This is a genomic window from Marinobacter sp. 1-3A (genome assembly GCF_016597775.1).
In the GTDB taxonomy this organism is placed as follows: domain Bacteria; phylum Pseudomonadota; class Gammaproteobacteria; order Pseudomonadales; family Oleiphilaceae; genus Marinobacter; species Marinobacter xiaoshiensis.
The window spans coordinates 148,468-163,091 of the sequence record NZ_VCGZ01000006.1 but is presented as its reverse complement, the minus strand read 5'-3'; the positions used below and the strand labels follow the sequence as shown (position 1 = coordinate 163,091).

General features: G+C 53.7%; 13 protein-coding genes. 8 read left to right on the top strand and 5 right to left on the bottom strand.

Annotated elements, in window-relative coordinates; all coding sequences use genetic code 11:
• Position 1: 1 nt before the first annotated feature.
• From FE848_RS11415 to FE848_RS11400, 4 genes are all read right to left on the bottom strand, one after another.
• Positions 2 to 706: an ABC transporter permease gene (locus tag FE848_RS11415; protein WP_200202930.1), complete on the bottom strand. Its 705-nt coding sequence runs from the start codon at positions 704 to 706 to the stop codon at positions 2 to 4.
• 69 nt (positions 707 to 775) lie between these two features.
• On the bottom strand, positions 776 to 1,528 hold the full coding sequence (locus tag FE848_RS11410) for a transporter substrate-binding domain-containing protein (RefSeq protein WP_200202929.1): 753 nt from the start codon (positions 1,526 to 1,528) through the stop codon (positions 776 to 778).
• A gap of 85 nt (positions 1,529 to 1,613) precedes the next feature.
• Positions 1,614 to 2,384, bottom strand: coding sequence for an ABC transporter ATP-binding protein (locus tag FE848_RS11405; protein ID WP_200202928.1), 771 nt, complete (start codon positions 2,382 to 2,384; stop codon positions 1,614 to 1,616).
• A gap of 157 nt (positions 2,385 to 2,541) precedes the next feature.
• Positions 2,542 to 3,300 (bottom strand): FCD domain-containing protein, encoded by a 759-nt coding sequence (locus tag FE848_RS11400; protein ID WP_200202927.1) that lies wholly within the window; start codon positions 3,298 to 3,300, stop codon positions 2,542 to 2,544.
• 271 nt (positions 3,301 to 3,571) lie between these two features.
• Here FE848_RS11400 and dctP point away from each other — a divergent pair, with 271 nt between their 5' ends.
• From dctP to FE848_RS11360, 8 genes are all read left to right on the top strand, one after another.
• Positions 3,572 to 4,708 carry a TRAP transporter substrate-binding protein DctP gene (dctP, locus tag FE848_RS11395; RefSeq protein WP_200202926.1) on the top strand — a complete coding sequence of 379 codons (1,137 nt, stop codon included), beginning with the start codon at positions 3,572 to 3,574 and terminating at the stop codon, positions 4,706 to 4,708.
• 105 nt (positions 4,709 to 4,813) lie between these two features.
• Complete coding sequence (locus FE848_RS11390; protein WP_200202925.1) at positions 4,814 to 5,518, top strand: TRAP transporter small permease subunit; 705 nt, start codon at positions 4,814 to 4,816, stop codon at positions 5,516 to 5,518.
• A complete protein-coding gene (locus FE848_RS11385) occupies positions 5,515 to 7,050 on the top strand; it encodes a TRAP transporter large permease (RefSeq protein ID WP_200202924.1) in 1,536 nt (511 codons plus the stop codon). Before FE848_RS11390 ends, FE848_RS11385 begins: the two co-directional genes overlap by 4 nt.
• Before the next feature lie 21 nt (positions 7,051 to 7,071).
• The gene (locus FE848_RS11380; RefSeq protein ID WP_200202923.1) at positions 7,072 to 7,497 is read left to right on the top strand and encodes a GlcG/HbpS family heme-binding protein; all 426 of its coding nucleotides are present in this window, start codon (positions 7,072 to 7,074) and stop codon (positions 7,495 to 7,497) included.
• 24 nt (positions 7,498 to 7,521) lie between these two features.
• Positions 7,522 to 8,997, top strand: coding sequence for an FAD-linked oxidase C-terminal domain-containing protein (locus tag FE848_RS11375; protein ID WP_200202922.1), 1,476 nt, complete (start codon positions 7,522 to 7,524; stop codon positions 8,995 to 8,997).
• Positions 8,990 to 10,057, top strand: coding sequence for a glycolate oxidase subunit GlcE (glcE, locus tag FE848_RS11370; protein WP_200202921.1), 1,068 nt, complete (start codon positions 8,990 to 8,992; stop codon positions 10,055 to 10,057). The genes FE848_RS11375 and glcE overlap by 8 nt, the downstream gene beginning before the upstream one ends.
• Positions 10,058 to 10,218: 161 nt before the next feature.
• On the top strand, positions 10,219 to 11,427 hold the full coding sequence (gene glcF, locus FE848_RS11365; RefSeq protein ID WP_200202920.1) for a glycolate oxidase subunit GlcF: 1,209 nt from the start codon (positions 10,219 to 10,221) through the stop codon (positions 11,425 to 11,427).
• Positions 11,428 to 11,601: 174 nt separating this feature from the next.
• Positions 11,602 to 12,819 carry a multidrug effflux MFS transporter gene (locus tag FE848_RS11360; protein ID WP_227715304.1) on the top strand — a complete coding sequence of 406 codons (1,218 nt, stop codon included), beginning with the start codon at positions 11,602 to 11,604 and terminating at the stop codon, positions 12,817 to 12,819.
• On the opposite strand, the gene FE848_RS11355 is transcribed toward FE848_RS11360, so the two are convergent.
• Entirely contained in the window at positions 12,816 to 14,561 is a 1,746-nt protein-coding gene (locus tag FE848_RS11355) for a SulP family inorganic anion transporter (protein WP_200202919.1), read from the bottom strand. The two genes, FE848_RS11360 and FE848_RS11355, sit on opposite strands and share 4 nt — an antisense overlap.
• Positions 14,562 to 14,624: the final 63 nt, after the last annotated feature.

The window sequence follows — 14,624 nt, the reverse complement described above, 5'->3', positions numbered from 1 at the left end:
ATCAAGTCTCCTGAATCACGCCGACATTGGCTCGTTTATCGAGCCACTTAATGAAGAGCTCGGAGCCTGCCGTGAGGGCGAGATAAACAAACGCCACCGGAATGAAAAAGTGAAAGGGCATGCGTTCCGCCTTGGCTGCTTCCTCTGCTACACGCACCATATCCGTGAGGCCGATAATAGAAACCAGTGCTGTGGTTTTGAGCAAAACTTGCCAGTTATTGCCAATGCCGGGTAGGGCGTGGCGCAACATTTGTGGAACCATCACTCTGCGGAAGGTGTGCCATTTGCTAAAGCCGTAGGCTCGCGCCGCCTCAATCTGCCCGGTTTCAACCGCCAGAAAGGCACCTCGAAAGGTTTCTGTCATGTAGGCGCCGAAAATCAGCCCAATGGTTATCACGCCAGAAATGAACGGATTGAACTGGAAGAAAAAGTCGACTTCGTAGGTTTCCCAAATATAGTCGGAGAGCATGTTCACGCCCACCTGGCCACCATAATAGAACAGCAGCATCATCACCAGATCAGGAACACCACGAATCAGGGTGGTGTAAGTGGTCGCAATGCCCACAGCCACACGGCTGTTTGACAGCTTTGCAGCCGCGCCAATAAGCCCGAGAATCAGTGCCAGAGCAAGAGACAGGAAAGCGAGCTCTACGGTAACAACTGCCCCGTTCAAAAGGGCCGGACCATAGCCTTTCAGATCAAACATGGGAGTGTCCGGTAGTCAGGGGTAGCCACTACGGCTACCCCTGGAGCTGGAAGTATCGGATCTTAACGGTCAGACTTTTACGTCGTAAGCGAAATACTTTTTCATGATGGCATCGTAGGTGCCGTCTTCCTTCAGCTTACGCAGGGCCGCGTTCACCTCTTCGGCAACATCTTTGTCGCGCTTGCGCATGGCAACACCAACGCCTTCACCCAGCTTTACGGGCTCGCCGACTTCCTTGAAGCCTTTCTTGGTCAGAACGGTTTGCTCGCCTACCGGGTAATCAACGAAAACCACATCCAGACGCTGGCCTTCCAGATCCAGAACCATGTCATCTGCGGTGGTGTAACGCTTGATGGTTACGACGCCGCTCATTTCCTCGGTAACAAAGGTATCCATGGTGGTGCCACGCTGAACGCCAACCGTTTTACCTTCCATGGCGTCCATGTCGGTAACGTCTGCGCTGAAGCTGTCCGGGCCAAACCAGCCACCGGGGGTGTTGTAGTACGGCTCAGAGAAAAGAACCCGCTCAGCACGCTCTTCGGTGATCGACATGGAGGACATGATCAGATCGAATTTACGGGCCAGCAGGCCAGGAATCATGCCGTCCCAAGCCTGAATAACAAACTCGCAGTCAGCCTTCATTTCTTCACACATGGCAGCGGCCAGATCAACTTCGAAGCCTGTCAGCTCACCATTTTCATCTTTGTATTCGAACGGTTCATAAGGTACGTCGAAAGCAATGCGCAAATTACGCTCGTCTGCCTGTGCACTTGTAGCAAACATGGCCAGCGCGCAGCTTGCTGCAATCATCAGTTTTTTCATGTGTCACTTCTCCAGTGTATCGCCTCTAGGGCGTTATTTTTTTGGAAACTAATATGTCCAACAGCGATAAAGATAGCACCGCCTGTCAGAACTTGGGAGCCAGAAACTGTTTCATGCGCTCCGAGTCAGGGTTATCAAACACCTTCCGGGGTGTTCCCTGTTCCTCGATAACGCCCTGGTGTAAAAACAGCACCTGAGTCGACACATCCTTTGCAAATGCCATTTCGTGAGTTACTACGATCATGGTGCGGCCTTCCTCGGCCAGACTTTGCATAACTCTCAATACTTCCCCAACCAGCTCCGGGTCCAGAGCTGAGGTTGGCTCGTCAAACAACATCACTTCCGGTTCCATGGCCAATGCTCGGGCTATGGCTGCCCGCTGCTGCTGGCCGCCGGACATCTGGGCCGGGTAATAATCCTTGCGCTCATATATACCCACCTTGTTCAGATACGCCTCGGCCCGCTCAATGGCTTCCTTTTTGGGAACCTTGAGCACGTTGATTGGCGCTTCAATAATGTTTTCCAGCACCGTCATGTGAGACCAGAGGTTGAAACCCTGGAAAACCATGGAAAGCTTGGCGCGGATCAGTTCTACCTGCTTGTTATCCGCGGGAATTCGCTCGCCCTTGCGGTTGTTGGTAAACCTTATGGGGTCGCCGTGAACAATGATGTCACCGGAGGTGGGAGTTTCCAGCAGGTTAATGCAGCGCAGGAAGGTGCTTTTGCCTGAGCCGGAACTGCCGATCAGAGAAACCACATCGCCTTTGCGGGTCTCAAGTGAAATACCTTTGAGCACTTCAAGCTCGGCAAAGGTTTTGTGTATGTCCTTGCAGATCAAAGGCGCTTGGTCCGCCATGGATGGCTCCTGAAACTGGAAATCAAGGCGCTTGTTTTACGGACTGTGGTTGAAGAAATCAATGCCTTACGTACACAGTATTGTTATTTTTCAGCGCCTGTAATTGAGACCACGTATTGTGGCGTAATGAGTGCTCAATGCAAGCATTTTGCTGGTTTCAGCCGCTAATGTGGTGTGAGCTCCCCGCTGTTTCCGGCAAAACTGGAATGCGTATAAGCTCGCTGCCTTCGCTTTCCATGTCGCGCATGGATTCACTTACAAAGCGTACATGGGCCATGGCGACTTTCTGTGCGCTTGCGGGTCGGCCAGCCATAATGGCGTCATAGAGTTGGCGATGCTGCTGCACAATTTTCTTACGCTTTTCGGCCCTGGGGTTCAGGTTGGCGACAGATGCCTGCACTGTCATCAGCATCATGTTTTTGAGGCTGTTAAGTACATGAACCAGAATCGGATTGTGCGAAGCCTCAACAATTGCTTGATGGAAACCGTGATCTGGCCGGGCATTGCTTAGCGGGTCGGTTTCCTCCAACGCCCTGTAGGCTTTGGTGATCCGATGATGATCCAAACTAGTTGCACGCTTGGCAGCCAGGAACGCTGCTTGCCCTTCCAGCTGTTCACGAACTTCCAGCAAATCGTAAAGGGTTCGTGGGTGTCCTTCAAAAAGGTGCATCAGGGGGCCTTGCTCACGAAGGTCGTCAGACCCGGGCACCATTGTGGAAACAAAGGAGCCCTTGCCGTGGCGAGTTTCAATAACTCCGCGCCCCTGAAGTTCATGAAGTGCCTCGCGAATCACCGACCGCGAAACCCGAAGCCGTGCTGCAAGTTGCCGTTCTGAGGGGATCTTTTGCTCTGGCGCTAGCCCTCCATCAAGGATGAGCCTTTCCAGCCGGTACGAAACTTCACGTGAAATAGCCATTTTCTTGCCTGCGGGGACGCTGGTCGGACCAGTGTCGATCGTCATTGTTGTTTTCAGGTTAATGCTGCCTGCAATACGACAGCCCTTTGAATATGGCCGATTGGGCCGCATTCGTCCATTTTGCCAGTTACAGAAACTGGTCTGACCAGTGGTCTCTGTGCTGGACTAAACAGGTACCGCCAACGAATATCGTTTCTGATGCCGGGTATGAAACCGGTGTTGCTCAGAGCTCTACAAAAAATATAACAACAATTTCAGCGGAGATGTCCCAATGAAACCGAGCAAGATCGATACAAATAATTGCGGAGCCGGCGCAGTTTCGCAACGCCGGAGTTTTTTGAAAACGGCAGCCCTTGGCACCGCTCTGGCGGGTGTGCTGATGATGGGGGCAGGCCAGGCTCACGCTGCAACAACCTGGAAAATACAGTCAGTTTGGGATGCAGGCACTGTCGGTTACGACCTGTTTGAAGAATGGTGCGAGAGCATCAAGGAAAAAAGCGGTGGAGAGCTTATTTTCAAGCCGTTCCCGGCCAAGGCGGTTGCTGCCGATAACAACGCCCTGTTTGAGGCCGTGCGTAATGGTGTGCTGCAAGGCATGAACCCGTTCACCCTGTACTGGTCTGGCAAGATTCCGGCATCGGTGTTTTTGTCTTCATATCCTGCAGGCCCGGATCAGCCGCACCAGTGGGACACCATGTTCTACTCCATGGGTATGCTGGAAAAGACCCGGGAAATCTATAAAAAGTATGGCTTGTTTTACGTAGGCCCCATTCAGCACGATGCCAACATCATTCACTCCAAAAAGCCGGTTAACAAACTGAGCGACTTGAAGGGCATGAAGATTCGTGTGCCCGGCGGAATGGTCGCCGAAGTGTTCCAGCAGTTTGGTGTCTCGACTGTAAGCTTACCCGGCTCTGATATTTTCCCTGCACTGGAGAAAGGCACCATTGATGCGGCGGATTATGTTGGCCCGGCGGTGAACTATGAGCTGGGCTTCTCCCAGGTAACCGACTACATCATGTTCGGCCCTCCCGGTGTTATGTCTATCTACCAGCCAGTGGACTTGATGGACCTCACCGTCAACTTGCGAAACTGGAACAACCTTGATCCGAAACTGCAAAAACTGGTTGAGGATGAAGTCCGCAATTATTCCCAGATTCACTACCTCACCATTCAGAAGCGCAACATCGAAGCCATGAAGAAGTTCCGGGCCGACGGCGATACGGTAACCCGCCTCAGCCAGGATGACCTTGCCGAGTTCCGCCGTGCCGCGATTCCCATCTGGTACAAGTGGGCAAACAAGGATGAGGATGCCCGCGCCATCTTCGACATGCAGCTTGAGTACATGATGAACGACACCGTTGGTTATGTGAGCGAGTCTGATCTGGAAGGCGTCAAAGGCAAGTAAGCCTGCGTTATCTGACAACAATAAAAGCACAGTGGGGAAGGCTAGGGATTGCTCTTGAAAAGCGGAGCGCCTCCTTCCCCGTTTTATGGCTGAGGTAGTAACGACATGTCTGATCTGGAAGGCTTCGGATTTGTAATGCCGCACTGGATGTATTGGGGCTGGCTGGCAGTGATGCCGCTCATCATGATGGGATGGCATAAGTGGGCTTGCGCTCGCGGCGGCGAACCCGCAGAGCCTGGCATGACGCCAGGTGAGTTGCAGGCTATGGAAGATGACCCTCTGGTTTACCTGAAGTTCGAAGGTAACTGGTTTACCCGCATTATTGACTGGATCAGTGAGAAATCTGGCGAGTTTGTCGCCTTTTGGACGGTCAACGCAGTGGTTTTCTATTTTTTCGAAGTTGTCATGCGGTACATGTTCAACCAGCCCACGGTGTGGGTGCATGAAGCCAGCTTCCTGTTGCTGGGGATGCAGTACCTGCTGGCAGGCGCCTTTGCCATGCTCCATGGCGCTCATGTGCGAGTGGATGTGGTTTACAACCTCTTGCCGGTGCGGGGCAGGATTGGCATGGATATTTTCACTTCAATGTTCTTCTTCGTGTTTGCCTTGGTACTCATGGTTACCTCCTGGACCTTCTTCGAGAATTCATACTCCATGAATGAAACCACTGTTGAGACCTGGGGCATTCAGTATTGGCCGGTAAAAGGCATGATGATGCTTGGCTCCACCTTGTTGCTGCTCGCGGGCATATCCAAGCTCATTAAGGATATTGTCCTGTTTGTTCGCCTGGGACAGGAGCGTGTCGCATGACTACCAGTACACCGACTGCTTCAGGTCCTACTCTGTCGGGTAAGCTCGGCACCTGGTTGATGATTCTGGCCACCATAGGGTTCGGGTTTGTCATCTGTGTCGAGATGATCAATATCCTGTTCTACGATCCATTCAGCGACGAGAAATTCCTTTTCAAATTTGCTGGCAGCCTTGCCAGTGTTGAAATCGGCCTGCTTACTTATCTGATGTTTGGCTCGCTTTTCGTTGCCCTGATGATGGGCTTGCCACTGGCCTTCGTTACGGGCGGCCTCGGGGTGCTGTTTGTGTATCTGGTGGGCGATTCCATGATGCTCAACATCGTGCCCAGCCGCATATTCCCGATGATGACCAACTCCGATCTGGCTGCGATTCCGCTATTTATTTTCATGGCGTCCATGCTGGAGCGTGCCGGGCTGATCGAGGAAATGTTCAGTGTGGTCTACAAATGGATGGGCGGCCTAAGTGGTGGTCTTGCAACAGCAACCATACTGGCCTCTACGCTTCTGGCTGCCATGGTTGGCGTAATCGGTGCTGCGGTTGTAACCATGGGAATCATCGCGTTGCCTGCCATGCTGAAGCGTGGCTACGACCACAAAATTGCCATTGGCTCCATTATGGCGGGCGGTACCTTGGGTATTCTTATCCCACCGTCCATTCTTGCCATACTCTATGCAGTGGTAGCGCAGCAGTCGGTGGGCGAGCTTTACCTGGGTTCAGTTATTCCCGGGCTAATGCTCTCCGGCCTATATATTGCGTATGTTCTGATTCGCAGTTGGCTGAACCCAAGCCTTGGGCCTCCTGTTCCGGTTGATGAGCGTATTTCCCTGAGGGAAAAGCTGCTTCTGCTGAAAGGTTTGATTGCTCCTCTGATTCTGGTGGCGCTGGTTCTTGGGCTGCTGTTCGGTGGCATAGCCACGCCGGTTGAGGCCGCGGGTATCGGTTCATTCGGTGCCATTGTGGTTGCCATCATGCACGGCAAGTTCAATATCAGTGGCCTGCGTGAAGCCTCCATAACCACGGCTAAAGCCTCTGCCATGGTGTTGTGGATCATGTTCGGGGCTTCTGTGTTCGTTGGCTTCTACATTCTGCAGGGTGGCCAGCAGTTTGTAACAGACTCCATTCTGAGTACCGGCATGTCCTCCTACGGCATTCTGTTTCTGCTGATGGGACTGTTGATCGTGCTGGGCATGTTCCTGGATTGGGTTGGCATCCTGCTTTTGGCTGTTCCTATCTTCATCCCGATTGTGAAAGCGCTGACGTTTGAAGGCCTTTTCGGATTGCCACCAGTAGAGGGTGATGACGTCGTGCTCTGGTTCGGGGTGCTGTATCTGGTGAACATGCAGATGTCGTTCCTTAGCCCTCCCTTTGGCTATGCACTGTTTTACATACGTGGCGTGTGCCCTCCGGAAATATCCATGGGCACTATCTTCAAATCCTCCCTGGTGTTCCTTGCCATTCAAGCCTTTGGTTTGATGGTGTGCATCGCTATTCCGGGTGTTGTTACCTGGTTGCCAGGGCTGGTTTACGGCTGATCCATTCTGGAGGTTAGTAACATGTTAACTATCAAGAGACTTGATCTGGCCGAAGCCCGGCTGTTGATTGCCGGGGCGGCTGAAAAGGCCCGGGAAATCGGAGTGCCCATGTGCATCGCGGTTGTTGATGAGTCTGGCAACGTGATTGCCTTCGAGCGCATGGATGGAGGCAAAATCACGAGCGTTACCATTGCCCAGGACAAAGCGTTCACGGCGGCAGCGGCCAGGAAAGCAACCCATGAATACAATGCCGTTAACGTACCTGGCAGCCTGGCTTTTGGTATCCATACAGAAGTAGGCGGGCGCGTAAGTTCTGTGGGTGGAGGTTTGCCCGTGATCGTCGATGGCGAGGTTGTGGGTGGTATCGGATTGAGTTCCGGCACGCCACAGCAGGACATGGATTGCGCCCAGGCGGGGCTTGATTACTTTGCAGCCCAACGAGGCTGAAACAGGCGGTTTGAGGAAGGCCTTATGAAAACCAAGCCAACCATCAGCAAAGCGGAGCTGGCTGAACAGCTCCGGGCCTTTGTTGATGCAGATTTCGTTATCACTGATGACGAAACCATGAAGCCCTACGAATGCGACGGCATGTCCATGTACTGCGAAATGCCGTTGCTGGTAGTGCTACCGGAAACCGTAACCCAGGTGCAGCGGATCATGCGGATTTGCCATAAGCATGGGGTTCCGGTTGTTGCCCGCGGAGCGGGTACGGGGCTCAGTGCCGGTGCCATGCCGAACAAGGAAGGCGTGGTGCTGTCGCTTGCCAAGTTTAATCGCATTCTGAACATCGACCCGCTGGCACGAACGGCCAGCCTGCAACCTGGAGTTCGCAACCTCGCTATCAGCGAAGAGGCGGCTCAATACGGTCTTTACTATGGCCCCGATCCTTCGTCGCAGATTGCCTGCACCATTGGTGGCAACGTGGCGGAGAACTCTGGTGGTGTGCACTGCCTGAAGTACGGGCTGACGGTACACAATCTCCTCAGTGTGGAAATAGTCACCGCTGAAGGTGATGTGGTAACTGTGGGGAGCGACGGGCTGGATAGCTGTGGTATGGATCTACTCGCTCTGCTAACCGGATCGGAAGGCCTGCTGGGCGTGGTAACAGAAGTTAAAGTAAAGCTATTGCCCAAGCCTGAAGTGGCACAGGTAGTGATGGCCGGTTTCGATAGCGTACAAAAAGCGGGTGATGCCGTTGGTGGCATTATTTCCCACGGCATAATTCCAGGCGGCCTGGAGATGATGGACGGCTACGCCATTGTGGCAGCCGACGACTTTGCCGGTGCCGGCTACCCCCGAGACGCCAAAGCGCTGCTTCTTTGCGAAGTGGATGGCACCGAAGAAGAAGTTCACGAGCACATTGCAGAGGCCGAAGAGGTTTTCCGAAAGCTTGGCGCCACCTCGGTTCGCACCTCCCAAAGCGAAGAGGAGAGGGCGCTGTTATGGCTGGGCCGGAAATGCGCGTTTCCTGCAGTCGGGCGCATTTCCCCTGATTACTACTGCATGGACGGCACCATTCCCCGCCGACACATTGCTTATGTGTTGTCTGAGATGGACAAAATGTCTCAAGAGTTCGGCTTGCGAGTCGCCAACGTATTCCATGCCGGTGATGGCAATTTGCACCCGTTGATCCTGTTTGATGCAAACGTGCCGGGAGAGTTCGAGCGTACCGAAGCCTTTGGTGCGGCAATACTGAAAATGTGTGTGGATGTTGGTGGTTGTATTACCGGCGAGCATGGCGTGGGCGTGGAGAAGATTCGCCAAATGGCGATTCAATTCAACGATGAAGAACTTCAGCAATTTCACGATGTGAAAGCCGCGTTTGATCCAACAGGCATTCTCAATCCGGGCAAAGCTGTGCCTGCGCTGAAGTACTGTCAGGAATATCGGTCGCTCGAATACAAACAACACAAGCACGAACATACGGAAGCCGCACAACATGGCTGATATCTCTCAACAACTGCAGGAGCAAGTGCTCCAGGCCCGCGCTGGCGGGGAGAAGCTCAACATAGTGGGCGGCAACACCAAAGCCTTCATCGGCCGGGAGCCCAGTGCAGATGCCGGCACCCTCAACGTGAGCGAGCACACAGGCATAGTGGATTACCATCCCGTAGAGTTGGTAATGACCGTACGTGCAGGCACGCCCCTGGCTGACATTGAAGCGGTGCTGGCCGAACAAGGCCAAGCGCTCCACTTTGAACCCCCTCACTTTGGCCCAGAATCCACCATTGGTGGCACACTCGCCTGCAACCTGTCTGGCCCAGCCAGACCCTGGACTGGATCGGTCCGAGATCAAGTTCTGGGCATTCGCCTGATTAACGGCAAAGGCGAGCATTTGCGGTTTGGCGGCGAAGTGATGAAAAACGTCGCCGGCTATGATGTCTCCCGACTTCAAGCCGGAGCTTTAGGCACCTTGGGGCTCATCACTGAAATCAGCCTGAAAGTAATGCCCAGCCCCGCCGCTAGCATGACCTTAGTGCAGGAAGTGGGCATGGACGAAGTCCTCCACTACATGAACAGCCGCTCAGCCGAACCCAAACCCATCACAGCCGCCTGCTGGGTAGACGGCAAAGTCTATCTACGCCTCTCCGGAGCCAAAACAGCCGTAGAAGCCACCGCAGAAAAGTGGAGTGGTGAGGTAATGGAAGCAGGCGCAGAATTCTGGCGCTCAGTACAAGACATGCAGCACGACTTCTTCACCGGAAGCGACGAAGCGCTATGGCGATTCTCCGTTAACTCCACTGCTGCGAACCCCGCCATCGAAGGCGACTGGTTCATAGACTGGGCAGGCTCCCAGCGCTGGTTCCGGGGTACGGGACAGCTGAGCGATATGGAACCATTGGCTCGCGTCGCTGGCGGGCAGGTAGGCCTGTTCCGGGGTGGCGACAGAAGTGGTGAAGTGATGCACAGCCAGCCTGATGCGCTTAAAAGGATTCAGCAGCGGGTGAAGAACTCATTTGATCCCGACGGAATATTTAACCCGGGCAGGTTATATAGCTGGATGTAGATTCGCCAAAGTCAGAACAGCGATGGGGCGGATAACTCTCTGAAACTGTGCGAAGCCATGGATGGCGTAGCCAAGCGTACAGGGAAGTATTCACAGCGTGTTTCAGAGAGTTATCCGCCTCATCGCGACACCACCGATTTTGAAGCTTTAGCAGGCACGATATGCAAACAAATATAGTCCAACAGTTCGCCAACACAACAGAAGGACAGGAAGCAGAAGCCATACTGCGGGCTTGCGTCCACTGCGGATTCTGCACCGCAGCATGCCCCACCTACCAGGAATTGAACGACGAGCGCGACGGCCCCCGAGGCCGCATCTACCTCATGAAAATGTTCCTCGAAGGCGCCGAAGTTACCGAAAAAACCCGTGAACACCTCGACCGCTGCCTAACCTGCCGCAGCTGCGAAACCACCTGCCCCTCGGGCGTTAAGTACGGTCGCCTTCTGGATATCAGCCGCGACCTTATTGATAAAGAACTGCCACGCCCCCCGAAAGAAAAGTGGATGCGCTGGGCGCTCGCGCGAGTAGTCCCCAACCGGGTACTGTTTGGATACCTGCTGAAACTCGGGCAAACCTTCGCCCCAATACTGCCCGCCAAACTGCGAGCCAAAGTACCCCCGAAAAAACAGGCCAGCCCCTGGCCCGCCGCAAGCCACAACAGAATAGTTTTGGCGCTGGCGGGCTGTGTACAGCCATCTGCAACACCGAACACCAACGCCGCTGCCGCTCGAGTGCTGGACAAGCTCGGCATCACCATGATCGAAGCCCCGGAAGCCGGATGCTGTGGCGCGGTGAACTACCACCTCTCAGAGCACGAGAAGGGCCTGGAGCGCATGCGCCAGAACATCGATGCCTGGTGGCCAGCCATCGAATCCGGCGCAGAAGCGCTGATTATGACCGCCTCAGGTTGTGGCGCCATGGTGCAGGACTACGGGCACTTGTTAAGAAACGACCCGGTTTACGCAGCTAAAGCCGCTAAGGTCAGCGAGCTATGCACCGACCTTGGTGCATTTTTGCTAGAACAGGACCTCGAAAGCCTCAAGGTGCAGAACACCTCTGGCAAAGTTGCCTTTCATTGCCCCTGCACACTTCAGCACGCTATGAAGCAGAGCGGTGTTGTGGAGCAGGTGCTTACCAAGGCAGGCATCAGCTTGGCCATCACCAAAGACAAGCACTTATGCTGTGGTTCTGCCGGTACCTATTCGGTGTTGCAGCCAGAACTAAGCCAGAAACTGCTGGGCAATAAGCTCAAAGCACTGACGGTGGATAACCCTGACTGCATTGTAACGGCCAACGTAGGTTGCCAAATGCACCTTGAGACCAAAGCCCAAGTGCCGGTGCAGCACTGGATAGAGCTGCTTGATCAATAAGTAGTAAGGCTAGCCTGCTCTGTATTCCTTATGATGATTGTGATGCTCCCTCAGTGATTTCCGTCACTAAGGGAGTGTATTTTGCTGCTATGCGCTAGACTGCTAAGTTGTAAGCACGCTAACAATCCACGGTTTCAGCATCTTCTGCCTGGCCTCTCTCATTTGGATACCGATTTGAATACAACCCCTATGTCCCACCTTCAACTAGCTGTCCTGCTAGGCATGACCGTTGCCTTGGGGCCATTGGCACTTGATGCGTACCTACCGGCCTTCCCGGAAATTGCTGATGAATTAGGTGTTGGCCATGGAGGCGTCGGCCTCACGCTGAGCGCTTATATTGGCGCTTTGGGGCTTGCGCAGTTGCTGGGTGGGCCATTGTCCGACCGCTATGGCCGGCAGCGGATATTGTTCGCCGGGCTGCTGGTGTTTGCTATTGCCGCCTACATGGTTGCCCAGTCGGAAACGCTTACAAACATGCTGGGATGGCGAATCGTTCAGGGCATTGGTGGTGCCTTTTGTGCAGTGTCTGTGCCAGCCATTGTTCGCGATCAAACCAGTGGTCAGGATGCTGCCCGGTTGTTCGGGTTGATTGGCCTGGTTATGTTTATCGCGCCTGCCGCCGCCCCCTCCATAGGCTCAGCATTGCTGTACTTTAGCGAGTGGCACGTGATCTTCCTTATGCTGGCAGGCTACGCAGCCCTGCTAGCCGTTGTTCTGCACTTTATGCTTTTCCAGCGGTTACCTGCCCGGCAAACAGAGCGCACGCCAATAGTTACATTGATCACCAACTATGGGCTGGTACTCCGCCATGGTGTAACCATGCGCTTTGTTGGTCTGCAAGCCCTGTGCTTCAGCTCCATGATGGTGTTTATCACCCACGCATCCTTCATTTACCAGGAGTGGTTCGGGCTCTCAAATTCCATGTTCTCAGGCCTGTTTGCTGCAAACATAGTGGCTATGGCTGGCCTGAATCTGCTTAACCGCCGCCTGCTGAACAAGTATGAGTCGGTGCGGATTCTCAGAGCCTGTGTTTTTCTGCAGGCTGTAGCTGTCAGTGCACTGATTATATGTGCCTGGGCGGGCGCGCCATACTGGGTTATAGCTGGCTGCATTATTGTTGCGGTTGGATTTATGGGTGCCATTATTCCCAACAACATGGCCAATGCCCTGGAGTTTTTTCCCCATCTTGGCGGCACTGCAGCAGCAATGTTGGGTGCTGCACAGTTCACGATTGCGGGTGCGATAAGTGCACTGTCAGCCACCCTGGCTGGTGGAACCTTGTTGCCAATCGTATTGGTTATGGCGGTGTGCGTTTATGGCGCTGCTGTGCTGGCTGCTGGCGGACCAGCAGCCATTGAGCGTAAGAAACAGGAGCTGGTTGCCACAAGCTAGCTTTTGACGCGCCGCGCCTTTGCTGCATTGCTCTGTTTGGCAATTGAGGCGCGGGAGCTGATGCCCTGATCAATGTACAGCACCGCATCTGGTATCTGGGGGAACATGTGTTCGGCCAGAAAATACTCACGCAGTGCCGCTGATTGTGTAAGCGTGTCGCGCACAGGGCCTATCAGGCTAACCAGATAAAACTCAATCCCTTGCTCCTGCAGATTTTCGATCACGCTCTCCAGCATGATCAGGGAGGTGCTGTCGATGCTGCTTACAGATTGAGCATCCAGTATCACCGCTTTCAAGGCACCTTCCGGCCGCTTCTTGATAAGGCTGTATAGCCGGGATTTGAAATAGTCTTTGTTGGCGAAATAGAGCGGCGCATCAAAGCGGAAAATCAGCAAATCCTTACGCACGCTAATGCTTTCGAATCTGTGGATGTTGCGATAAAGATCTTCGCCATCAAGCTTCCCAAGCTCAGCCATGTGTGGGGTTGTGCTGTTATAAATCACCAGCATCAAAGACACAGCCACACCAATAAGCAGGCCCTGCTGTACGCCCAGTAAAATGGTGATAACAAAGGTAACCAGCAGAATCAGAAACTCCCTCCTGTCCTGTTGGAACAATCCCTTTATCTCTTTGTACTTGAATAGCCCCAGCACAGACATAACGATAATTGCTGCCAGTGCCGCTTTCGGCAGGGGGTAGTCGGTGAATAGTGGTGTAAGGAAAACCACTGTAATGGCAATCAGACCAGAAGAGATGAGCCCTGATATTTGAGTCAGCGCCCCGGCCTCGCGCATGGCAGCACTGCGTGAAAAACTGGCAGAAACAGGAAAACTTCGGAACATGGCGCCCAGAGCATTGGCCAGGCCAAGCGCAATCAACTCCTGATTAGGCTGTACACTGCGCTTGTCCTTTGGCGACTCCTGGGATTTGCAAATCGACATGGTGCCTACAAAGCCCATGAGGGCTACGGTAAATGCCACCGGAAGTAACTCGCCGAGTTTTGCCATACTGAGCTCGGGGAATTGCAGAGAAGGGAAGCCCTGAGGCACAGAATTAATAACCTCAACACCAGCCTGGCCGGCATGGAAGAGCCCGGATAACAGCATGGTGCCAACCAGCAGAATGAGCGTGTTCGGCACCTTGGGTGCCCGGCGTTTACAAAGAAAAATAAACAGCAAACTGGCTACAGAAATTCCCACCGTAATGCCATGCCAGTCACCAATTCTCAGTAATAGCTGATAGCAAAGGTCGAGCACGTTGGCACTTTCGACATGAACCCCAGTCAGGCTCTGAAGTTGGCTGCCGATAATGATGATGGCCGCCGCTGAGGTGTAACCCACAACAACCGGATAGGAAAGAAAGTTGGCGATAAATCCAAAACGCAGCAGCCCGAACAGAAACTGAATCAAGCCAACCAGAAGGGTTAATTCAATCGCAAGCTGAAGGTATTGATCAGAACCGGGCTCGGCGAGCACACTGAGCCCGGAAAGAATAAGAATGGCATCCAGTGCCACCGGCCCGATAGAGATTTTGTTCGAGGTGCCCAGTAATGCGTAAAGCAGCGGTGGAAAGATCGAAGCGTAGAGCCCAAACTCTGGTGGCAAGCCGGCCAGCACCGCGTAGCCCATGCTTTGCGGGATCAACATGACGCCAATAGCCAGGCCCGACACCACGTCTTGTCTTAGGGTGTGGGCCGTGTATCCCTGCAGCCAGAGCAAGCCGGGAAATAGTTTGTAGAGCATAAACGCAGCTTATCGCTTGAGGGCTGGCCTACAAGTGTGTGGAAATCAATTGGCTGAATCAAG

Excerpts from the sequence above, each read along its gene's own strand:
- FE848_RS11410 (WP_200202929.1), bottom strand. The coding sequence starts at position 1,528 with ATGAAAAAACTGATGATTGCAGCAAGCTGCGCGCTGGCCATGTTTGCT.
- FE848_RS11375 (WP_200202922.1), top strand. The coding sequence starts at position 7,522 with ATGAAAACCAAGCCAACCATCAGCAAAGCGGAGCTGGCTGAACAGCTC.
- FE848_RS11390 (WP_200202925.1), top strand. The coding sequence starts at position 4,814 with ATGTCTGATCTGGAAGGCTTCGGATTTGTAATGCCGCACTGGATGTAT.
- FE848_RS11415 (WP_200202930.1), bottom strand. The coding sequence starts at position 706 with ATGTTTGATCTGAAAGGCTATGGTCCGGCCCTTTTGAACGGGGCAGTT.
- FE848_RS11385 (WP_200202924.1), top strand. The coding sequence starts at position 5,515 with ATGACTACCAGTACACCGACTGCTTCAGGTCCTACTCTGTCGGGTAAG.
- glcF (WP_200202920.1), top strand. The coding sequence starts at position 10,219 with ATGCAAACAAATATAGTCCAACAGTTCGCCAACACAACAGAAGGACAG.
- FE848_RS11405 (WP_200202928.1), bottom strand. The coding sequence starts at position 2,384 with ATGGCGGACCAAGCGCCTTTGATCTGCAAGGACATACACAAAACCTTT.
- FE848_RS11400 (WP_200202927.1), bottom strand. The coding sequence starts at position 3,300 with ATGGCTATTTCACGTGAAGTTTCGTACCGGCTGGAAAGGCTCATCCTT.
- dctP (WP_200202926.1), top strand. The coding sequence starts at position 3,572 with ATGAAACCGAGCAAGATCGATACAAATAATTGCGGAGCCGGCGCAGTT.
- FE848_RS11355 (WP_200202919.1), bottom strand. The coding sequence starts at position 14,561 with ATGCTCTACAAACTATTTCCCGGCTTGCTCTGGCTGCAGGGATACACG.
- FE848_RS11380 (WP_200202923.1), top strand. The coding sequence starts at position 7,072 with ATGTTAACTATCAAGAGACTTGATCTGGCCGAAGCCCGGCTGTTGATT.
- glcE (WP_200202921.1), top strand. The coding sequence starts at position 8,990 with ATGGCTGATATCTCTCAACAACTGCAGGAGCAAGTGCTCCAGGCCCGC.